Genomic DNA, 22,078 nt, shown 5'->3' on the forward strand with positions numbered 1-22,078 from the left:
GCCGCGCGGGTCCCGTACCGGTGATCCAAAATTTCTCTGACGCGCCTCGCGCTGAGAGGGCATGAGGCACAGCCATCTACAGTACCAGTGGCTCTGCGAGCGGCCCAAAACGGTGCCCGGTCCCTCCGCGTGGGACCATGGAGACTACGTATCGATCCGACCCGAGGCATAAGGCGCCTCAAGAGACAGGACCCTGCGTGCCCGCGACCCCTAACCATGTGCCCGAGCCGAGCCGTACCGACCCGGCTCTGATCCGCAATTTCTGCATCATCGCGCACATCGACCACGGCAAGTCCACGCTCGCCGACCGGATGCTCCAGCTGACCGGTGTGGTCGAGCAGCGGCAGATGCGTGCTCAGTACCTCGACCGGATGGACATCGAGCGCGAGCGCGGCATCACGATCAAGTCCCAGGCGGTGCGTCTGCCCTGGGCCCCCACCGAGGACCCCGACCAGGGCACGACCCACATCCTCAACATGATCGACACCCCGGGGCACGTCGACTTCACCTACGAGGTCTCGCGGTCGCTCGCCGCCTGTGAGGGGACCATCCTCCTCGTCGACGCCGCCCAGGGCATCGAGGCGCAGACCCTCGCCAACCTCTACCTGGCGATGGAGAACGACCTCACGATCATCCCCGTACTGAACAAGATCGACCTGCCCGCGGCCCAGCCGGAGAAGTTCGCCGAGGAGCTGGCGAACCTGGTCGGCTGTGACCCGGCGGACGTCCTCAAGGTCTCCGCCAAGACCGGTCTTGGCGTCGACGCGCTGCTGAACAAGGTCGTCAAGGAGATCCCGGCGCCGGTCGGCGTCGCGGACGCGCCCGCCCGCGCGATGATCTTCGACTCCGTCTACGACTCCTACCGCGGTGTCGTGACGTACGTCCGTGTCATCGACGGCCAGCTCAACAGGCGCGAGCGCATCAGGATGATGTCCACCGGCGCCACGCACGAGCTGCTGGAGATCGGCGTCAACTCGCCCGAGATGCTGCCGGCCGACGGCCTCGGCGTCGGCGAGGTGGGCTATCTGATCACCGGTGTGAAGGACGTCCGGCAGTCCAAGGTCGGTGACACCGTCACCAGCCAGAGCAAGGGCGCCACCGAGGCCCTCGGCGGCTACAAGGACCCGAAGCCGATGGTCTTCTCGGGTCTGTATCCGCTGGACGGCTCCGACTACCCCGAGCTCCGCGAGGCCCTGGACAAGCTGCAGCTCAACGACGCCGCGCTGGTCTACGAGCCGGAGACCTCCGCGGCCCTCGGCTTCGGCTTCCGCGTCGGCTTCCTCGGCCTGCTGCACCTGGACGTGATCCGCGAGCGGCTGGAGCGCGAGTTCGGCCTCGACCTGATCGCCACCGCCCCCAACGTGGTCTACCGCGTGATCATGGAGGACGGCAGCGAGGTCACGGTCACCAACCCGAGCGAGTTCCCCGAGGGCAAGATCGACGAGGTCTTCGAGCCGGTCGTACGGGCCACGATCCTCGCGCCGACCGAGTTCATCGGCGCGATCATGGAGCTGTGCCAGACCCGGCGGGGAACGCTCCTCGGTATGGACTACCTGTCGGAAGACCGGGTGGAGATCCGGTACACCCTTCCGCTCGCCGAGATCGTCTTCGACTTCTTCGACCAGCTGAAGTCCAAGACACGCGGCTACGCCTCCCTCGACTACGAGCCCACGGGCGAGCAGAGCAGCTCCCTGGTCAAGGTCGACATCCTGCTGCACGGCGACAAGGTGGACGCCTTCTCGGCGATCACCCACAAGGACCAGGCGTACGCGTACGGCGTGCGGCTCGTCGCCAAGCTCAAGGAGCTGATCCCGCGGCAGAACTTCGAGGTGCCGGTGCAGGCCGCCATCGGCTCCCGGGTCATCGCCCGCGAGACCATCCGCGCCATCCGCAAGGACGTCCTCGCCAAGTGCTACGGCGGTGACATCTCCCGTAAGCGGAAGCTGCTGGAGAAGCAGAAGGAAGGCAAGAAGCGGATGAAGATGGTGGGTTCCGTGGAGGTTCCGCAGGAAGCCTTCATCGCCGTCCTGTCCAGCGATGACAGCGCGGGGTCGGCCAAGGGCAAGAAGTAACCACGGGTAACAACGGGTTACGTCCATAAACGGGACACAAGGGGGTCCGTCGTGCGAAAGCGCGGCGGGCCCCTACGCGTGCGTAGCGTCGCTCTGCGTGGAAAGTGACAGGCCGATGCCCCTTACGCAGCGGCCGGTCGCGGCTTAGTCTGATCCCTGCTCGATAGTTACTCGCGAGTTAAACAACGCGAAGCACCAGCACGAACCCCCACCGTGAGTTAACCCAGCCGCACCGAGTCAGCCGCACCGTCGCGGGCCCCCGGAGGATGTCGTGAGCGACACACAAACCCTGATCGAGAACCGTCCGCCGTCCGTGGCGGCCCTCTTCCTGGAGCGCGTGGCGGCCACACCGGACGCCGAGGCCTACCGCTACCCGGTGCCGCCTGCCTCCGGCCAGGGCCCCGACGACTGGAAGTCGCTCAGCTGGGCGCAGGCGGCCGAGCGGGTGTACGCGATCGCGGCCGGCCTCATCGAGCTGGGCGTGCAGCCCGAGCAGCGTGTCGCGCTCGCCTCCTCGACCCGGGTCGAGTGGATCCTCGCCGACCTCGGCATCCTGTGCGCCGGCGGCGCCACCACCACCATCTACCCGCAGACCAACGCCGACGAGTCGGCCTTCATCCTCTCCGACTCCGAGAGCCGGGTGCTGATCGCCGAGGATGCGGCCCAGGTCGCCAAGGCGCTCGAGAAGCGCGCCGAGCTGCCCGAGCTGACCAAGGTCGTCGTCATCGACCCGGCCGGCGCCGAGACGAGCGAGTGGGTGATCACTCTCGCCGAGCTGGAGCGGCGCGGTGCCGCCTACCTGGAGACGCACCCCGAGCTGATCAAGGAGCGGGTCGGCGCGATCAAGCGGGACCAGCTCGCCACCCTCATCTACACCTCCGGCACCACCGGCCGCCCCAAGGGCGTCAGGCTCCCGCACGACAACTGGGCGTACATGGCGAAGGCGATCGCCGCGACCGGTCTGATCAGCGGCGAGGACGTGCAGTACCTGTGGCTGCCGCTCGCGCACGTCTTCGGCAAGGTGCTCACCTCCGGCCAGATCGAGGTCGGCCACGTCACCGCCGTCGACGGCCGCGTGGACAAGATCATCGAGAACCTTCCGGTGGTCCAGCCGACGTACATGGCGGCCGTGCCGCGCATCTTCGAGAAGGTCTACAACGGCGTCGCCGCCAAGGCCCGCGAGGGCGGCCCGGCCAAGTACAAGATCTTCCAGTGGGCCGCCGAGGTCGCCCGCGAGTACGCCAAGGTCAGCCAGGACAACTTCCGCCGCACCGGAACCCACGCCGTCCCGTTCGGGCTCGCCGCCAAGCACAAGGTCGCCGACACCCTCGTCTACGGCAAGCTCCGCGAGGCCTTCGGCGGCCGGCTGCGCGCCTGCGTCTCCGGCGCCTCCGCGCTCGCACCGGAGATCGGCTACTTCTTCGCAGGCGCCGGCATCCACATCCTGGAGGGCTACGGCCTCACCGAGTCCTCCGCCGCCTCCTTCGTCAACCCCGGCGAGGCCTACCGCACCGGCACGGTCGGCAAGCCGCTGCCCGGCACGGAGGTGCGCATCGCCGACGACGGCGAGATCCTGCTGCGCGGCCCCGGCATCATGGAGGGCTACCACGGGCTGCCCGAGAAGACCGCCGAGGTGCTGGAGTCCGACGGCTGGTTCCACACCGGCGACATCGGCGAGCTCTCGCCCGACGGCTATCTGCGCATCACCGACCGCAAGAAGGACCTCATCAAGACCTCCGGCGGCAAGTACGTCGCCCCGGCCGAGGTCGAGGGCCAGTTCAAGGCGGTGTGCCCCTACGTCTCCAACATCCTGGTGCACGGAGCCGACCGGAACTACTGCACCGCCCTCATCGCCCTGGACGAGCTCGCGATCGCGGACTGGGCGAAGGAGAACGGCCTGGCGGGCAAGCCGTACGCCGAGATCGTCGCCGCGCCGCAGACGGTGGAGATGGTCGACGGGTACGTGCAGCAGCTCAACGCCGGGCTGCAGAAGTGGCAGACCATCAAGAAGTTCCGGCTGCTGCCGCGGGATCTCGACGTCGAGCACGGGGAGATCACGCCGAGCCTGAAGCTGAAGCGGCCGGTGGTGGAGCGGGAGTACAAGCACCTCATCGAGGAGATGTACGCCGGGACCAGGGAGAAGTAGGGCGCTCTCACAGGGGTGGCGGGGGACCGCCGGCGGCCGCGGCTCGTTCGTGGTTGCCCGCGCGGTTCCCCGCGCCTCTTTGACAGCCAACGGCGCTCGAATGGTGCCCTCTTCTGCTCACTTCAGTAACTCACCGCTTATGGACGCCCCCTGTCTGTCACCCTGGCCGCATGGACATGGCGGCCATACCGACGCAGCGGGAGAGTGAGCCCCGGGCCCGGGAGGTGCGGGGGCGGGCCACCCTGCCCGGAAGTCCTCTCGCGCCCGGGGCGGCCCGTGCGCTGGTGCGGGCCGCGCTGGCCGAGGGCGCCGAGGTGTCCGAGATCCCGGCGCGGCTCGTCGACGACGCCATGGCCGTGGTCAGCGAGCTCGTCACCAACGCCGTCGTGCACGCCGGCACGGACGTGCAGGTCGACTGGCTGCTGGAGGAGACCGGCGCGTTCGTGATGGAGGTGGGCGACCGGCATCCCTCCCGCGCCCCGCGCGACCCCCTCGGTGCCGAGGGGCCGTACGACACCCCCGAGTACGGGCGCGGCCTGCGGCTGGTCACCACGCTCGCCGAGTCCTGGGGCGTCACCTACCGCGCCGGCGCCAAGACCGTCTGGGCGCGGCTGCCCCCGGGCGGCGTCGAGGACCCGGACACCCCCGCCCCGGACGCCGCCCTGGAGGCCGCCGAGGACCTGGCCCCGCAGCCGCACCGCGCCGGCGGCGACCGGGACTGGCTCGGCCGGGGCGCGCTGTCGTTCCTCGCCGAGGCCTCCGACCTGCTCGCCGGACAGCTGGACGAGAACCTGGTCACGGCGCTGACCGGCCAGCTCATCGTGCCCCGGCTCGCCGACTGGTGCGCGGTGTGGCTGGAGGACGAGGCGACCGTGCGCGGCGGCGCCACCAGCGGTCCCGACCGGGTCTGGCACGCCAGCGAGAACCGCATCGAGGAACTGCGGTGCGCTCTGGAGAAGGAGCCGCCCTGCCGGCGCGAGGGCCTGCGCTCCGGCCCCGAGCCGTACCCGTGGCCCGGCCATGCGCTGGGCCCGCAGGGCGCCGACGGCACCGCGCTGGCGTACCGGCTGATCGCGGGCGGCCGGCCGCTCGGCACCATGGTCATCGGCCGGTCCGGGCTGCTCGGCTTCCCCGACGAGGTCACCGGGCTCGTGGAGGACCTCGGCCGCCGGGTGGCCCTCGCCATCGGGGCGGCCCGCCAGTACGCCCGCCAGGCCACCATCAGCGCCGTCCTGCAGCGCGGCCTGCTGCCCGGCGCGGTCGCCGAGATCCCCGGGGTGAGCAGCGCGCTGGTCTACGAGCCCTGCGACAAGGGCGGCCCCAGCGGCGACTTCTACGACCTGTTCCCGGCCGGCGACGGCCGCTGGTGCTTCGCCGTCGGCGACGTTCAGGGCAAGGGGCCCGAGGCGGCGGTCGTGATCGGCCTCGCCCGCCCCTGGCTGCGCCTCCTCGCCCGCGAGGGCTACCGCGTCGCCGACGTCCTCGACCGGCTCAACCAGCTCCTCCTGGACGACGCCACCGAGGCCGCCGACGCCGCCGCCCGCGCCCTCGTGGCGGCCGGCGGCCGGCCCATGACCCCCGCGGACGGCCCGCAGACCCGCTTCCTGTCCCTGCTCTACGGCGAGCTGACCCCGTACGACGGCGGCGTCCGCTGCACGCTCGCCTCCGCCGGCCACCCGCTCCCGCTCGTCCTGAGCCCCGACGGAACCGTGCGCACCGCCGCCGGCCCGCAGACCCTGCTGGGCGTGGTCGAGGACGAGACCTACACCAGCGAGACCATCGACCTGCGGCCCGGCGACAGCCTGCTGTGCGTCACCGACGGGGTGACCGAGCGGCGCTCCGGCTCCCGCCAGTTCGACGACGGCGACGGCCTCGCCCGCGCCCTGTCCGGCTGCGCCGGGCTCAGCGCCGAACTGATCGCGGAACGGATCCGGCGGCTCGTCCACGACTTCGGGGGCGGGCAGCCGGAGGACGACATGGCCCTGCTGGTGCTCCAGGCGGAGTAGCCGCGCCGGTGCTGGACAATGGAAGGCATGCCTTCCGCTCTCCCCGACGGCGAGCCCGTCCCCGCCGACGGCGCGCTGCCCGCGCACGCGCTCGCCGGGGCCACAGACCGCCCGCTCGGCTTCTACCTGCACGTCCCGTACTGCGCGACCCGCTGCGGCTACTGCGACTTCAACACCTACACGGCGACCGAGCTGCGCGGCACGGGGGGCGTGCTGGCGTCCCGCGACAACTACGCGGACACGCTGACGGACGAGATCCGGCTCGCCCGGAAGGTGCTCGGCGACGACCCGCGTCAGGTCCGCACGGTCTTCGTCGGCGGCGGTACGCCGACGCTGCTGGCCGCCGATGATCTCGTACGGATGCTGGGGGCGATCCGTGACGAGTTCGGGCTGGCCGAGGACGCGGAGATCACCACCGAGGCGAACCCGGAGTCGGTCGACCCGGCCTACCTCGCCACGCTCCGGGAGGGCGGCTTCAACCGGATCTCGTTCGGCATGCAGAGCGCCAGGCAGCACGTGCTGCGCGTCCTCGACCGGACCCACACCCCGGGCCGTCCCGAGGCGTGCGTGGCGGAGGCCCGGGCGGCGGGCTTCGAGCACGTCAACCTCGACCTGATCTACGGCACCCCGGGCGAGAGCGACGACGACTGGCGGGCCTCGCTGGACGCGGCGATCGGGGCGGGGCCGGACCATGTCAGCGCGTACGCGCTCATCGTGGAGGAGGGCACGCAGCTGGCCCGCCGGATCCGCCGGGGCGAGGTCCCGATGACCGACGACGACGTGCACGCGGACCGGTACCTGATCGCCGAGGAGACCCTGTCCGCGGCGGGCTTCGACTGGTACGAGGTCTCCAACTGGGCCACCTCCGAGGCGGGCCGCTGCCTGCACAACGAGCTGTACTGGCGCGGCGCCGACTGGTGGGGGGCCGGTCCCGGGGCGCACTCGCACGTCGGCGGGGTGCGCTGGTGGAACGTCAAGCATCCGGGGGCGTACGCGGCGGCCCTGGCGTCGGGGAAGTCGCCGGGGGCCGGGCGTGAGCTGCTCTCCGAGGAGGACCGGCGGGTCGAGCGCATCCTGCTGGAGCTGCGGCTGCGCGAGGGTGTGCCGCTGTCCCTGCTGAAGGAGGAGGGGCGCAAAGCATCCCGCCGGGCACTGTCGGAGGGGCTCCTCCAGCAGGGCCCGTACGACGACGGGTGGGCCGTGCTGACCCTGCGGGGGCGGCTGCTGGCGGACGCGGTGGTGCGGGACCTGGTGGACTGATCACTCCGGCGGGTGAATCACAGCGGAACGCCGGTTCGGTCCCTAACCTGGTTCCTAGGCTGCCGCTGACAGTACGCGGCGAATGTGGAGGCCACGGAGATGACCGCTGTGGACGAACGTGGAGTCGCAGAGTTCTTCGAGGGGTTCGAGCCGCCCGACGGACTCAAGGTGGAGCTCCTGCGGGGGGAAATCGTGATGATGGCCAGCCCGGACCTGGTCCATAACCTGATCGTCAGCGATGTTCAGGACCAGATCCCGCGTCGGCATTGGGCACGCCTTCAGACTCAGGACCTCGACATCGTGGATGAGGCCAGCGAGCCAGTTCCTGATCTTGTGGTTGCGGCTCCTGAAATGCTGCCTGCTTCGGGGCGTCTTCTCCCGGCCAGTCTCATCACCATGGTCGTTGAGGTGGTGTCGAAGACCAGCGTCGAGCGGGATTACTGCGTCAAGCGCTCCATCTACGCGGCAGGCGGGATCCCCGTCTACCTCATCGTCGACCCGATCATGGCCCAGTGCGTCCTGCTGACGCGACCCGAAGGTGAGGGGGAGAGGGCCGACTACCAGGGGCAGGAGGTCAGGAAGTTCGGTCTTCCGGTGCTTCTGGAGGCGCTGGGTGTCGAACTGGACACCAGCGGTTTCGGCACCCTCCCCGACGTCAAGCCCCACCGCTTCCCGCTGCCGTGACGAAGTCGATCAGCTCCTCCACCCGCCCCAGCAGCTCCGGCTCCAGGTCCTTGTAGGACCCCACCCGCTTCAGGATCGCCTGCCACACCGCCCCGGTGTTCTCCGACGGCCAGCCCAGCGCCCGGCACACCCCCGTCTTCCAGTCCTGCCCCTTCGGCACCGTCGGCCACGCCTCGATCCCCAGCGCGGCCGGCTTCACCGCCTGCCAGATGTCGATGTACGGGTGGCCGACCACCAAGGCGTGTTCACTCGTCACCGCCTCCGCGATCCGCCACTCCTTCGTGCCCGGCACCAGGTGGTCCACCAGGACCCCCAGGCGCGCGTCCGGCCCCGGTGCGAAGGACTCGACGATCCTCGGCAGGTCGTCCACGCCCTCCAGGTACTCCACCACCACACCCTCGATGCGCAGGTCGTCGCCCCACACCTTCTCGACCAGCTCGGCGTCGTGCCGCCCCTCGACGTAGATACGGCCGGCGCGGGCCACGCGGGCGCGGGCGCCGGGTACGGCGACCGAGCCGGAGGCCGTACGGGTGGGTCGTGCCGGAGCCGAGGCCGGCGACGGCCGTACGAGCGTCACCACGCGCCCCTCCAGCAAGAAGCCCCTCGGCTCCAGCGGGAACACCCGGTGCTTTCCGAAACGGTCCTCCAGCGTCACCGTGCCCGCCTCGCAGCGGATCACCGCCCCGCAGAACCCGGTGCCGGGCTCCTCCACCACCAGGCCCGGCTCCGCCGGTACCTCCGGCGCGGGCTTCTGCTTCTTCCACGGCGGGGTCAGGTCGGCGGAGTACTGGCGCATTCGAGTGACGATAGGAGAAGCCGAACGGCCGCGCTCACGACACGCCGAAACGGGCTGCCAGCTGGTCGCGCTGCCGTCGTACGAACCCCGCGTCCACCACCGCTCCGTGACCGGGCACGTACGCCGCGTCCTCACCGCCCAGCGCGAGCAGCCGGTCGAGCGCGTCCGGCCAGCGGGCCGGGACCGCGTCCGGACCGGCCTGCGGTTCACCGGACTCCTCGACCAGGTCGCCGCAGAAGACCACCTCCGGATCCCCCGGGACCAGCACGGCCAGATCATGGGCCGTGTGCCCCGGGCCCACGTTCGCCAGCAGAACCTGGCGGCCGCCCCCGAGGTCCAGCGTCCACTCGCCGGAGACCAGATGCCGGGGCGGGGCCAGCGCGTCCACCGCCTCGTCGGCGTCGGCCACCGGCACCCCGTTTCTGACCGCGTCCAGGCGCAGCTCCTCCCTGTCGTACGCGAAGACGGCGTCCAGGCCCACCGCCCCGTACACCTCCGCCCCCGCGAAGGCCGCCGCCCCGAAGACGTGGTCGAAGTGGGGATGGGTCAGCGCGAGATGGGTCACACGACCGCCGGCCAGCTCCTCCGCCCTGCCCCGCAGCCGCGCGCCCTCGGCCAGGCTCGAGCCGGCGTCCACCATCAGCGCCGTACCCTCCCCGAGGACCAGTCCGGCCGTGCAGTCCCAGCCGGGCAGCCGGCACCGGCCGACCCCGGTGGCCAGCCGCTCCCACCCCAGCTCTTCCCAAGTCACCGTCATACCGCGACGCTAGCTCCACGAGCCGCCGGGACCGCACCGACCTTGCCCTCGGTGTACCCGACAGCCGTACACTGGGCCCGGGAACGCTGGCACTCCCATGCGAAGAGTGCCAGGCGGACGAACCGCAGAACCGAGTGGAACCGAGGGGACGACGTGCTGGAGGTGCGCGCGGATGCTGAGTGAACGCAGGCTTCAGGTACTGCGCGCCATCGTCCAGGACTACGTCGGCACCGAGGAGCCGGTCGGGTCGAAGGCCCTGACCGAGCGGCACAACCTCGGCGTGTCCCCGGCGACGGTCCGCAACGACATGGCGGCCCTGGAGGACGAGGGGTACATCGCGCAGCCGCACACCAGCGCGGGGCGCATCCCCACCGACAAGGGCTACCGGCTGTTCGTGGACAAGCTGGCGGGCGTCAAGCCGATGACCGCGCCCGAGCGGCGGGCGATCCAGAACTTCCTGGAGGGCGCCGTCGACCTCGACGACGTCGTGGCCCGCACGGTACGGCTGCTCGCGCAGCTCACCCGGCAGGTCGCCGTCGTGCAGTACCCGTCCCTGACCCGGTCCACCGTGCGGCACGTGGAGCTGCTGTCGCTCGCCCCCGCGCGCGTGATGCTCGTGCTGATCACGGACACCGGCCGGGTCGAGCAGCGGATGGTCGACTGCCCGGCGCCCTTCGGCGAGGCCTCCCTCGCCGACCTGCGGGCGCGGCTCAACAGCCGGGTCGCGGGCCGCCGGTTCACGGACGTGCCGCAGCTGGTCGAGGACCTTCCGGAGGCCTTCGAGGCCGAGGACCGCGGTACGGTCTCGACAGTGCTCTCCACCCTCCTGGAGACACTCGTCGAGGAGAACGAGGAGCGGCTGATGATCGGCGGTACGGCCAATCTCACCCGCTTCGGACATGACTTTCCCCTCACGATCCGGCCCGTGCTGGAGGCACTGGAGGAGCAGGTCGTGCTCCTCAAGCTGCTCGGCGAGGCGAAGGATCCGGGCGTGATGGTGCGCATCGGGCACGAGAACGCCCACGAGGGACTCAACTCAACCTCCGTGGTGTCGGTCGGCTACGGTTCGGGCGGCGAGGCGGTTGCCAAGCTCGGCGTGGTCGGACCGACCCGCATGGACTACCCGGGAACGATGGGAGCGGTACGCGCAGTGGCACGGTACGTCGGACAGATCCTGGCGGAGTCGTAAGTGGCCACGGACTACTACGCCGTTCTCGGCGTGCGCCGCGACGCGTCGCAGGATGAGATCAAGAAGGCGTTCCGTCGGCTCGCGCGCGAGCTGCACCCGGACGTCAACCCGGATCCGAAGACCCAGGAGCGGTTCAAGGAGATCAACGCCGCTTACGAGGTGCTGTCGGACCCGCAGAAGAAGCAGGTCTACGACCTCGGCGGCGACCCGCTCTCGCAGTCCGGCGGCGCCGGCGCGGGCGGCTTCGGGGCCGGCGGCTTCGGCAACTTCTCCGACATCATGGACGCGTTCTTCGGTACGGCGTCGCAGCGCGGGCCCCGCTCGCGCACCCGGCGCGGCCAGGACGCGATGATCCGGATCGAGGTCGAGCTGGACGAGGCGGCCTTCGGCACCACCAAGGACATCCAGGTCGACACCGCGGTCGTCTGCAACACCTGCAACGGTGAGGGCGCGGCGCCTGGTACGACGGCCCAGACCTGTGACATGTGCCGGGGCCGCGGTGAGGTCTCGCAGGTCACCCGGTCCTTCCTGGGCCAGGTCATGACCTCGCGCCCGTGCCCCCAGTGCCAGGGCTTCGGCACCGTGGTGCCGACGCCGTGCCCGGAGTGCGCCGGCGACGGCCGTGTCCGCTCCCGCCGCACGCTCACCGTCAAGATCCCGGCCGGTGTCGACAACGGCACGCGGATCCAGCTCGCCGGCGAGGGCGAGGTCGGCCCCGGCGGCGGTCCGGCCGGTGACCTGTACGTCGAGATCCACGAGCTGCCGCACCCGACCTTCCAGCGGCGCGGCGACGACCTGCACTGCACGGTCACCATCCCGATGACCGCGGCGGCCCTCGGCACCAAGGTGCCGCTGGAGACCCTCGACGGCATGGAGGAGGTCGACATCCGGCCCGGCACCCAGTCCGGCCAGTCGATCCCGCTGCACAACCGGGGCGTCACGCATCTGCGCGGCGGCGGCCGGGGTGACCTGATCGTGCACGTCGAGGTGCAGACCCCGACCAAGCTGGACCCCGAGCAGGAGCGCCTGCTGCGCGAGCTGGCCAAGCTGCGCGGCGAGGAGCGACCGCAGGGGCAGTTCCAGCCGGGTCAGCAGGGGTTGTTCTCGCGGCTGAAGGACGCGTTCAACGGGCGCTGAGCCGCCGCTCCCGGAGGTTCGTACGGGGTGCTTCGGCACCCCGTATGCCGTTGGTTTATGCCATCGGACGCCCCGATTCGGACTCTTTCAGAGGACGTGACAACATGCGGTCATGTCCTCCGCGCTGACCGATCTCTTCCCCCACCCGATCGTGCAGGCCCCCATGGCGGGCGGTGTCTCCGTGCCGCAGCTCGTCGCCGCCGTCTCCGAGGCCGGCGGCCTCGGGTTTCTCGCCGCCGGGTACAAGACCGCCGACGGCATGTACCAGGAGATCAAGCAGCTGCGGGGGCTCACGAGCCGCCCCTTCGGCGTGAACGTGTTCATGCCGCAGCCCGAGTATGCCGAGTCGGGGGCGGTGGAGGTCTACGCCCACCAGCTCGCCGGCGAGGCCGCCTGGTACGAGACCGAACTGGGCGACCCGGACAGCGGCCGGGACGACGGCTACGACGCCAAACTCGCCGTACTCCTCGACAACCCGGTGCCGGTGGTCTCCTTCCACTTCGGCGTGCCGAGCCGGGACGTCCTGGACTCCCTCCGCCGTGCCGGAACCTTCACCCTGGTCACCGCCACCACCGCCGAGGAGGCGCTGGCGGTGGAGCGGGCCGGGGCCGACGCGGTGATCGCGCAGGGCGTGGAGGCCGGCGGCCACCAGGGCACCCACCGGGACCTCCCCGAGAACGACGGCGCCGGCACCGGGCTGCTCTCACTGGTCGCGCAGATCCGCGAGACCGTCCGCATCCCGGTCGTCGCCGCCGGCGGCATCATGCGCGGCGGCCAGATCGCCGCCGTCCTCGCGGCCGGCGCGAGCGCCGCCCAGCTGGGCACCGCCTTCCTTGCCACCCCGGAATCCGGCGCCCAGGCGGTGCACAAGGAGGCGCTGACCAACCCCCTCTTCGCGCGCACCGAGTTGACCCGAGCCTTCACCGGCCGCCCGGCGCGCGCACTGGTCAACCGTTTCCTCCGCGAGCACGGCCCGTACGCACCCGCCGCCTACCCGGAGATCCACCACCTCACCGCGCCGCTGCGCAAGGCCGCCGCCAAGGCCGGGGACGCGCAGGGCATGGCACTGTGGGCGGGACAGGGCCACCGGCTGGCCCGCGCGCTGCCCGCCGGGGAGCTCGTGGCGGTGCTGGCCGCCGAACTCGACGCCGCCCGGACAGCGTTGTCGGCCAAGGGGGGCCTGCGATGACCGCGCCGGTGTTCGTCGTCGACTCGCTGGAGGGTGTCGGCCCCGGCTCGGTCGTCGACGTCACGGGCCCCGAGGGACGGCACGCGGTCTCCGTACGGCGGCTGCAGCCCGGGGAGAACGTGGTGCTGACGGACGGCGAGGGGCGCGGGGCCGCCGGGGTCGTCGTGAGCGTGTCCGGCAAGGACCACCTGGTGGTGGAGCCCTTCGAGTTCCCGGTGGAGCCGGAGCCCAGCCCCCGGATCACCGTGGTCCAGGCCCTCCCGAAGGGCGACCGGGGCGAACTCGCCGTCGAGACGATGACGGAGACCGGTGTCGACGTGATCGTGCCCTGGCAGGCCGCCCGGTGCATCACCCAGTGGAAGGGCGAGAGGGGCCAGAAGGCACTCGCCAAGTGGCGGGCCACCGCCCGCGAGGCCGGCAAGCAGTCCCGTCGGCTGCGCTTTCCCCGGGTCGCGGACGCGGCGAGCACCAAGCAGGTTGCCGCGCTTCTCGCCGAAGCCGACTTCGCCGCCGTGCTCCACTCCGACTTCGAGCACGAGAGCGGTCGGCTGGCGACCGCCGAACTGCCCACCGAGGGCGAGGTCGTGCTGGTCGTCGGCCCCGAAGGCGGCGTCGCGCGGGACGAGTTGGCGCTCTTCGAGGGGGCGGGTGCCAAGGCGTACGTGCTCGGTCCTACCGTGTTGCGCACATCAACCGCCGGCACCGCCGCCGTGGCCCTGCTGCTGGGCCGCACCGGCCGCTGGTCCTGACACCTGGGGGGACACCGTGGAACTCGCCCAAGTCCGGCTCCTCGTCACCGACTTCGCCGCCTGCTACCGCTTCTACGCCGACGTCCTCGGCCTCAAGCCGCAGTCCGGGGCGACCGAGGGCCCGTACGAGAAGTTCAGCCCGCACGCGGGTTCCGCCGGGATCGCGCTGCAGGACCGCTCGATGATGGCGGAGTTCCTTCGGGAACTGGGCGAGGCCGCCACCGGTCACCGCTCCCTGGTCGTGCTGCGCGTCGACGACCTGGACGCCTACGTGTCGGAGATCACCGCCCGTGGCGCGGTCCTGGCGCACGGCCCGGCCCCCATGACCGACCGCATGCGAGTCGCCCACCTCAAGGACCCGGAGGGCAACCTGGTCGAGCTGCAGGAGTGGCTGCTGCTGCGCGGGTAGCTCCGCCGGTTCGGGCGAACTGCCGCGAGCCCCGAACGGGTGAGTGGCCGTATGTGTCCTTCCCTTGCACGCGGGCCGGTGGCAACCTGCCCTGCATGGGGGCATCGAGGAGGATTCGGCGTGGCCCGCGCGGGACGCGGACGGTGGCTGTCGCAGGACTTGTCGTCGCGGCAGGCGGCGCCCTGGTGGCCTGTGAACCCACTGGTCTCAGCCCCGCCACCGCCGCCTACACCACCGACGCCACCGCGACGGCCCAGCGCAAGCGGCAGCATGTCGACGTGAGTTGGCTCACCTGCACCGGGAACTACGGCGGCGCGGCGGGCCGGACGCCCTCGCCCAGTGAGAGCACCGTCGTGTCCGTCGACTGCCAGGGTGAGACCAAGGACGGGCGGAGGATCAGGGTCACCGGGAAGGTGACCAGGGCCGTCGACGGGGCCTGTGTGCGGGGGGACCTGACGGCCGAGGTCGGGGGCCGGCGGGTGTTCCGCGTCGACGGGCTCGGGGACTGCGGTGCCACGCACGGCCCGACGTACCGGCCGCCCACCTATCGGCCCGGCGGCGGGAAGCCGACCGTGACCGTCACCGTGACCCGGACCCTGTGGTGCAAGGGCGACCCCACCTGCTGGCCCGCAGAGGGAAAGTGATCCGAACACCCGGCGGGCCGCGCCCGTCGCTGCGTACAGTGACGGAGTGACTCAGGGTGCCGCATACCTCCGATTTCCCCATGTACACGGCGACTTGGTGGCCTTCGTCGCCGAGGACGACGTATGGCTCGCGCCCCTCGACGGCGGTCGGGCCTGGCGGGTCAGCGCCGACAACATGCCGGTGACCTCGCCCCGGATATCCCCGGACGGACGGCACCTCGCCTGGACCTCCACCCGTGACGGTGCCCCCGAGGTGCATGTCGCCCCGGTCGACGGCGGCCCCGCCGACCGGCTGACCCACTGGGGCAACCGCCGTACCGAGGTGCTCGGCTGGACCCCCGACGGGCGGGTGCTCGCGCTCGGCGCGCACGGCCGGCACAGCTTCCGGCACAGCTGGGCGTACGCCGTCCCGCTGGACGGCGGACCCGCCGAGACCCTCCCGTACGGCCCGGTCGGCGATGTGGCCTTCGGCCCCGCCACCGTGCTGCTGTCCGCGCCGATGGGCCGCGAGGCCGCCCACTGGAAGCGCTACCGGGGCGGCACGGCGGGCAAGTTGTGGATCGACCGGGAGGGGGAGGGGGACTTCGTCCGGCTGCACGAGGACGTCGACGGGAACATCGAGCGGCCGTTGTGGGTGGGGATGGGGGTCCCCCCGCTCGAGCGAAGCCGAGAGTGGGGGAGGGTCGCGTTCCTCTCCGACCACGAGGGCACCGGTGCGCTCTACTCCTCTCTCGCCGACGGCTCCGACCTGCGCCGGCACACCCCGCTCGACGGCTTCTACGCCCGGCACGCGTCCGGAGACGGCAGTCGCGTCGTCTACTGCTCCGGCGGTGAACTGTGGCTGCTGGACGACCTGGAGGGCGCCGAGCCGCGCCGGCTGGACGTGCGGCTCGGCGGACCCCGGATCGATCTGCGGCCCCGCCCGGTGAACGCCGCCCACTGGTTCGGCGAGGCGTCCCCCGACCACACCGCGCGCGGCAGCGCCGTCTGTGTGCGCGGCGGCGTCCACTGGGTCACCCACCGCTCCGGGCCCGCCCGTGCCCTCGCCGCCACCCCCGGCGTCCGCGCCCGGATGCCGCGCGTCTTCCGCGCCGAGGGCGAGGAGTGGGTGGTGTGGGTGACGGACGCGGAGGGCGACGACGCCCTGGAGTTCGCCCCCGCGACCGGGACGGTACCGGGCGCACCGCCCCGCCGGCTCGCCGCCGGACAGCTCGGCCGGGTCCTGGAGCTGGCCATGGCCCCCGACGGCAGCCGGGCCGCCGTCGCCGCGCACGACGGACGCCTGCTGCTCGTCGAACGCGAGACCGGCGAGGTCCGCGAGGTCGACAGCAGCGACGACGGCGAGGTCTCCGGCCTCGCCTTCTCACCCGACTCCGCCTGGCTCGCCTGGGCCCACCCCGGCCCCCGCCCGCTCTCCCAGCTCCGCATCGCCCACACCACCGACCTGTCGGTCACCGAGGCGACCCCGCTCCGCTTCCAGGACTACGCCCCCGCCTTCACCCTCGACGGCAAACACCTCGCCTTCCTCTCCAACCGCGCCTTCGACCCCGTCTACGACGAGCACGTCTTCGACCTCGCCTTCGTGGTCGGCGCCCGCCCCCACCTGATCACCCTCGCCGCCACCACGCCCTCGCCCTTCGGCCCGCAGCGCCACGGCCGCCCCTTCGAGACCCCGGACAAGGACGAGACCCCCGACAGCGAGGGCACCCCCGCCACCCGCATCGACCTCGAGGGCCTCGCCGACCGGATCGTCCCCTTCCCGGTCGAGGCCGGCCGCTACTCCACGCTGCGCGCCGCCAAGGACGGCGTGCTCTGGCTGCGCCACCCCGTGCACGGCGTGCTCGGCGCCGCCCGGGCCCACCCCGACGACCCCGACCCGCACACCGACCTGGAGCGCTACGACCTCGCCCAGCGGCGCCTGGAGCACCTGGCCTCCGACGCCAGCCACTTCGAGGTCAGCGGCGACGGCAAACGCGTCCTGCTGTGGACCGGCGACCGGCTCCGGGTCGTCCCCAGTGACCGCCGTACCGGCGCCGACGACGACGGCGACACCAGCGTCACCGTCGACCTCGCACGCGTCCGGCAGACCCTCGACCCGGCCGCGGAGTGGCGGCAGATGTACGACGAGACCGGCCGCCTCATGCGCGACCACTTCTGGCGGCCCGACCTCGGCGGCGTCGACTGGTCCGGGGTCCTGGCCCGCTACCGCCCCCTGCTGGCCCGCCTCGCCACCCACAGCGACCTCGTCGACCTGCTGTGGGAGCTGCACGGCGAACTCGGCACCTCGCACGCCTACGTCATCCCGTCCGGCGGCCGCGGCGGCGGTCCTCGGCACGGTCTGCTCGGCGCCGACATCTCCCGCCACCCGGACGGCAGTTGGCGCATCGACCGGATCCTGCCCTCCGAGACCTCCGACCCGGACGCCCGCTCTCCGCTCGCCGCACCGGGTGTCGCCGTCCGCCCCGGCGACGCGATCATCGCGGTCGCCGGCCACCCGGTCGACCCGGTGACGGGACCCGGCCCGCTGCTCGTCGGCACGGCCGGCCACCCGGTGGAGCTCACCATCTCCCCGGCGGCCGGCGGCGAGCCGCGCCACACGGTCGTCGTCCCGATCGCCGACGAGGAGCCCCTGCGCTACCACGCCTGGGTCGCGGGTCGCCGCGCCCATGTCCACGCCGCCTCCGACGGCCGCCTCGGCTACCTCCACGTCCCCGACATGCAGGCCCCCGGCTGGGCGCAGATCCACCGGGACCTGCGCGTCGAGGTCGCCCGCGAAGGACTCGTGGTCGACGTCCGCGAGAACCGCGGCGGCCACACCTCCCAGCTGGTCGTCGAGAAACTGGCCCGCCGCATCATCGGCTGGGACCTGCCGCGCGGCATGCGCCCCACCAGCTATCCCCTCGACGCCCCGCGCGGCCCGGTCGTCGCCGTCGCCAACGAGTTCTCCGGCTCCGACGGCGACATCGTCAACGCGGCCATCAAGGCCCTCGGCATCGGCCCCGTCGTCGGCACCCGCACCTGGGGCGGCGTCATCGGCATCGACAGCCGCTACCACCTGGTCGACGGCACCCTGGTCACCCAGCCGAAGTACGCGATGTGGCTGGAGGGCGTGGGGTGGGACGTGGAGAACCACGGGGTGGACCCGGACGTGGAGGTCGTACAGAGGCCCCAGGACTGGGCGCAGGACAGGGACACCCAGCTGGACGAGGCGATCCGGCTCGCGCTGCAGGCCCTGGAGGAACGGCCCGCGAAAACTCCGCCGGGAACGCCGGCCTGATACGACTACGATGCACCGGTATTGATCACCAGCGTGAGGAGGCACACGCATGGCAGGTGAACCGCAGGACGACTGCCTGTTCTGCAAGATCGTCGCGGGCTCGATCCCGGCGACGATCGTCCGCGAGACAGACACCACCGTCGCCTTCCGGGACATAAACCCCCAGGCCCCCACCCACATCCTGGTGATCCCCAAGGCGCACTACAAGAACGCCGCCGAGCTCGCCGCGGGCGCCCCGCAGCTCGCCGCCGACGTCCTCGCCGAAACCCAGGCGGTGGCCGACGAGGAGAAGCTCGACAGCTACCGCACCGTCTTCAACACGGGCTCCGGCGCGGGCCAGACCGTCTGGCACGCCCACGCGCACGTCCTCGGCGGCCGTGGCCTCCAGTGGCCGCCCGGGTAACTCGCCGTGTCCGTACGTGAATTGGTGATCCTCGGCACCGCCAGCCAGGTCCCCACCCGGCACCGCAACCACAACGGCTATCTGCTGAGGTGGGACGGCGAGGGCATCCTGTTCGACCCCGGCGAGGGCACGCAGCGGCAGATGGTGCGCGCCGGGGTCGCCGCCCACGACCTGAACCGGATCTGCGTCACCCACTTCCATGGCGACCACTCCCTCGGCCTCGCCGGTGTCATCCAGCGGATCAACCTCGACCAGGTGCCGCACGAGATCACCGCGCACTACCCGCGCTCCGGGCAGCGCTTCTTCGACCGGCTGCGCTACGCCACGGCCTACCGGGAGACGGTCGGCATCACCGAGGCACCGGTCGCCGCCGACGGCATCCTCGCGGTGACCCCGGCGTACACGCTGGAGGCCCGCAGGCTGTCGCATCCGGTCGACTCCTACGGCTACCGGCTGATCGAACCCGACGGCCGCCGCATGCTGCCCGACCGGCTCGCCGCGCACGGCATCAAGGGCCCGGACGTCGGCCGGCTGCAGCGCGAGGGCCGGCTGGGGGAGGTCACGCTGGAGGACGTCAGCGAGGTGCGGCGCGGGCAGCGGTTCGCGTTCGTCATGGACACCCGGCTCTGCGCGGGCGTGCACGCGCTCGCGGAGGGCTGCGACCTGCTCGTCATCGAGTCGACCTTCCTGGACGAGGACACCGAACTGGCGGTGGAACACGGCCACCTGACCGCCGGGCAGGCCGCCGCCGTCGCCCGGGACGCGGGCGTACGGCACCTCGTCCTCACCCACTTCAGCCAGCGCTACACCGAACCGGAGGAGTTCGAGCGGCAGGCACGGGCGGCCGGTTTCGAGGGGGAGCTGACCGTGGCGCACGACCTGCAGCGGGTGGCGGTTCCGAAACGGCGGTAGAAGATCCGTACGATGCTTTGATGCCCCTCCCGAAAGCAGAACTGCACCTCCACATCGAAGGCACCCTGGAACCGGAGCTGGCCTTCCAGCTGGCCGCCCGCAACGGTGTGACCCTTCCGTACGCCGACACGGACGAGCTCCGCGAGGCGTACCGCTTCGAGGACCTCCAGTCCTTCCTGGACCTGTACTACGAGCTGATGGCCGTCCTGCGCACCGAGCAGGACTTCGCCGACCTGGCCGACGCCTACCTGGCCCGCGCCGCCGCGCAGGGCGTCCGGCACGCGGAGATCTTCTTCGACCCACAGGCCCATCTGGCCCGGGGCGTGCCCATGGGCACGGTCGTGGAGGGGCTGTGGCGGGCGCTGGGCGGCAGCGAGCAGAACCACGGGATCTCCACCAAGCTCATCCTCTGCTTCCTGCGGGACGAATCCGCCGAGTCGGCCCTGGAGACCCTTCGGGCGGCCCGGCCGTACCTCGACCGGATCACCGGGATCGGCCTGGACTCCGCCGAGGTCGGGCATCCGCCGGTGAAGTTCCGGGAGGTGTACGAGGCCGCGGCCGGGCTCGGGCTGCGGCGCGTCGCGCACGCCGGTGAGGAGGGGCCGCCGGAGTACATCACCGAGGCCCTGGACGTGCTCGGCGTCGAGCGCGTCGACCACGGGCTGCGCTGCATGGAGGACCCGGTGCTGGTCGAGCGGCTGGTGCGGGAGCGGATCCCGCTCACCCTGTGCCCGCTGTCCAACGTCCGCCTGCGCACGGTGGACACGCTGGCCGACCACCCGCTGCCGGCCATGCTGGACGCGGGCCTGCTGTGCACGGTCAACTCCGACGACCCGGCGTACTTCGGCGGGTACGCGGGCGACAACTTCGCGGCCGTGCACGAGACCCTGGGCCTCTCGCAGGACCGGCTGCGCGAGCTGGCCCGCAACTCCTTCCTCGCCTCCTTCCTGGAGGACGACGAGGAGCGGCGGGCGCGCTACATCGCCGAGGTCGAGGCGTACGAGTTCGGCGACGCGGTCTCGTAGGCGAGCTGGGCGGGCACCGCGGCCGTCTCCACCGGGACCTCCACGACCGGGATCTCCACGACCGGGACTTCCACGACCGGGATTTCCACGACCGGCAGGGGCCGCCTGCCCGCCCGCAGCGCCACCGCCGTCATCGGTACGGCGATCAGGAGCAGCCCGGCGCCGAGCACCCGTCCCATCACCGGGAAGCCCGCGCCCGCTGCCAGCACGCTGCCCGCCAGCGGTCCCGCCGCCGTCCCCAGCGACGACGCCGAGCCGACCAGGACCGCCCAGCGGCCGCGCGGGTCGAGGGAGGCGGCGAGGCCGATGACGTACGACAGGACGACCGGGTACAGCACGTTCCAGGAGATCTCGCCCGCCGCGAAGGCCGTGAGGTCCCGCGCGTTCGCACTGAGCGCGACGCAGCCCGCGATCAGTGCCGTACCGGCGCCGATGGGCACCGCCTGGCCCAGCCGGGGGCCGAGCGCGCCCGCGCCGACGACCCCGACGAGTCCGGCGCCGAGCGCCACCGCGAACACCGCGCCGACGGTGACCTCGGTGAGGTGCGCCTGGTCGAGTCCGATCCGGCCGCTGACCCCCCACAGGGCGTTCTGGGCGAGGGACCAGCAGGGCATGGCGGCGGCCAGCAGCAGCCCGGCGCGCGGCCGGGGGAGCCGGCCGTGGGCGACGGTCGTACGGGCCGGTGCGGTACGGCCGGACAGGCGGCCGGTGAGCGGGAGGACCGCGAGTGCCGTGAGCGCGATGGCGGCCGGCGGCAGGCCGTGGCCGGGGCCGAGGTGGGGGATCGTCAGGTACAGGGCGCCGGCCAGGGCGGAGACGCCGAGCAGGCCGAGGGTGGTGACCCGGTGCGGATCGCGGTGGGCCGCGATGCCGCTCGCGGCGACCGCCGTGACCGTGCCGGAGCCGAGTCCGCCGATGACCGCGCCCGCGACGACGGCCGGTACGAAGGCGGTGAGGGCCGCACCGCCGTAGCCGACGGCGGCGAGCGCGAGGCCGGTCCGGGCGAGCGTGCGGGGGCCGATCCGGTCGACCCGGGAGGCCAGCAGGAAGCCCGCCGCCGCCGAACTCAGCAGCAGGGCACTGCCGATGGCCCCGGCCTGGGTGGCGGTGAGCGGGAGCCCGGAGGCGAGCCTGCCGACCGTCGTCGGCAGCAGGTACGGGGCGAGATACCCCGCCGTGAAAAGGGCGACGAGGGGCCAGGGCAGGGGGCGGCGGGCGGACACGGGCGTTCCCAGGGCAGGCGTGAGGAGGGTTCGGAAAAAGGGGATGGGCGACGACCGTCGACGGACAGGAACGCGCGAGCAAGTTGTATCAAGCACGCGGTTCCGGAAGAAGTTCGGGGCGTGCGATCTGCGTCACTTTTCGGTTTGCAGGGTGTGAGCTGGGGTAATAGGAGCTACCCTGCGTTCTCATATGTGGACGG

The 22,078-nt window shown here is 72.1% G+C and carries 18 protein-coding genes; 15 read left to right on the forward strand and 3 right to left on the reverse strand.

The window, feature by feature from the left end; translation table 11 throughout:
• Positions 1-197: 197 nt before the first annotated feature.
• From lepA to FB563_RS21815, 5 genes are all read left to right on the forward strand, one after another.
• Positions 198-2,072 carry a translation elongation factor 4 gene (gene lepA, locus FB563_RS21795; RefSeq protein ID WP_142218846.1) on the forward strand — a complete coding sequence of 625 codons (1,875 nt, stop codon included), beginning with the start codon at positions 198-200 and terminating at the stop codon, positions 2,070-2,072.
• A gap of 271 nt (positions 2,073-2,343) precedes the next feature.
• Entirely contained in the window at positions 2,344-4,218 is a 1,875-nt protein-coding gene (locus FB563_RS21800; protein WP_055709619.1) for an AMP-dependent synthetase/ligase, read from the forward strand.
• Positions 4,219-4,394: 176 nt separating this feature from the next.
• Complete coding sequence (locus FB563_RS21805; RefSeq protein WP_079049068.1) at positions 4,395-6,224, forward strand: SpoIIE family protein phosphatase; 1,830 nt, start codon at positions 4,395-4,397, stop codon at positions 6,222-6,224.
• A gap of 27 nt (positions 6,225-6,251) precedes the next feature.
• Complete coding sequence (gene hemW, locus FB563_RS21810) at positions 6,252-7,484, forward strand: radical SAM family heme chaperone HemW (protein WP_055709620.1); 1,233 nt, start codon at positions 6,252-6,254, stop codon at positions 7,482-7,484.
• A 99-nt stretch (positions 7,485-7,583) separates the two neighbouring features.
• The gene (locus FB563_RS21815) at positions 7,584-8,168 is read left to right on the forward strand and encodes a Uma2 family endonuclease (RefSeq protein WP_055709630.1); all 585 of its coding nucleotides are present in this window, start codon (positions 7,584-7,586) and stop codon (positions 8,166-8,168) included.
• Here the strand turns inward: FB563_RS21815 and FB563_RS21820 are convergent.
• Both FB563_RS21820 and FB563_RS21825 read right to left on the reverse strand, forming a co-directional pair.
• Positions 8,140-8,964, reverse strand: coding sequence for a DUF3097 domain-containing protein (locus tag FB563_RS21820; RefSeq protein WP_055709621.1), 825 nt, complete (start codon positions 8,962-8,964; stop codon positions 8,140-8,142). The two genes, FB563_RS21815 and FB563_RS21820, sit on opposite strands and share 29 nt — an antisense overlap.
• Before the next feature lie 34 nt (positions 8,965-8,998).
• Entirely contained in the window at positions 8,999-9,721 is a 723-nt protein-coding gene (locus FB563_RS21825) for an MBL fold metallo-hydrolase (protein WP_055709622.1), read from the reverse strand.
• A 172-nt stretch (positions 9,722-9,893) separates the two neighbouring features.
• Between FB563_RS21825 and hrcA the strand changes: the two genes are divergently transcribed.
• From hrcA to FB563_RS21875, 10 genes are all read left to right on the forward strand, one after another.
• Positions 9,894-10,910, forward strand: a complete 1,017-nt coding sequence (hrcA, locus tag FB563_RS21830; RefSeq protein ID WP_055709623.1) for a heat-inducible transcriptional repressor HrcA — start codon at positions 9,894-9,896, stop codon at positions 10,908-10,910.
• Complete coding sequence (dnaJ, locus tag FB563_RS21835) at positions 10,911-12,047, forward strand: molecular chaperone DnaJ (protein WP_055709624.1); 1,137 nt, start codon at positions 10,911-10,913, stop codon at positions 12,045-12,047. It begins immediately after the preceding gene.
• Between the two features lie 112 nt (positions 12,048-12,159).
• Positions 12,160-13,236, forward strand: coding sequence for a nitronate monooxygenase (locus FB563_RS21840; protein ID WP_055709625.1), 1,077 nt, complete (start codon positions 12,160-12,162; stop codon positions 13,234-13,236).
• Positions 13,233-13,985 (forward strand): 16S rRNA (uracil(1498)-N(3))-methyltransferase, encoded by a 753-nt coding sequence (locus FB563_RS21845; protein ID WP_055709626.1) that lies wholly within the window; start codon positions 13,233-13,235, stop codon positions 13,983-13,985. Before FB563_RS21840 ends, FB563_RS21845 begins: the two co-directional genes overlap by 4 nt.
• Positions 13,986-14,001: 16 nt before the next feature.
• Complete coding sequence (locus FB563_RS21850) at positions 14,002-14,394, forward strand: VOC family protein (RefSeq protein WP_055709627.1); 393 nt, start codon at positions 14,002-14,004, stop codon at positions 14,392-14,394.
• 95 nt (positions 14,395-14,489) lie between these two features.
• Positions 14,490-15,038: a hypothetical protein gene (locus FB563_RS21855; RefSeq protein WP_055709628.1), complete on the forward strand. Its 549-nt coding sequence runs from the start codon at positions 14,490-14,492 to the stop codon at positions 15,036-15,038.
• A gap of 46 nt (positions 15,039-15,084) precedes the next feature.
• The gene (locus FB563_RS21860; protein WP_208766304.1) at positions 15,085-18,315 is read left to right on the forward strand and encodes a S41 family peptidase; all 3,231 of its coding nucleotides are present in this window, start codon (positions 15,085-15,087) and stop codon (positions 18,313-18,315) included.
• A gap of 49 nt (positions 18,316-18,364) precedes the next feature.
• Positions 18,365-18,718, forward strand: a complete 354-nt coding sequence (locus FB563_RS21865) for a histidine triad nucleotide-binding protein (protein WP_055710377.1) — start codon at positions 18,365-18,367, stop codon at positions 18,716-18,718.
• Positions 18,719-18,724: 6 nt separating this feature from the next.
• On the forward strand, positions 18,725-19,630 hold the full coding sequence (locus FB563_RS21870; protein WP_055710378.1) for a ribonuclease Z: 906 nt from the start codon (positions 18,725-18,727) through the stop codon (positions 19,628-19,630).
• 20 nt (positions 19,631-19,650) lie between these two features.
• A complete protein-coding gene (locus FB563_RS21875; RefSeq protein ID WP_055710379.1) occupies positions 19,651-20,655 on the forward strand; it encodes an adenosine deaminase in 1,005 nt (334 codons plus the stop codon).
• On the opposite strand, the gene FB563_RS21880 is transcribed toward FB563_RS21875, so the two are convergent.
• Complete coding sequence (locus tag FB563_RS21880) at positions 20,607-21,878, reverse strand: MFS transporter (protein ID WP_055710380.1); 1,272 nt, start codon at positions 21,876-21,878, stop codon at positions 20,607-20,609. The genes FB563_RS21875 and FB563_RS21880 overlap by 49 nt on opposite strands.
• Positions 21,879-22,078: the final 200 nt, after the last annotated feature.

The sequence above is a fragment of the Streptomyces puniciscabiei genome (assembly GCF_006715785.1).
In the GTDB taxonomy this organism is placed as follows: domain Bacteria; phylum Actinomycetota; class Actinomycetes; order Streptomycetales; family Streptomycetaceae; genus Streptomyces; species Streptomyces puniciscabiei.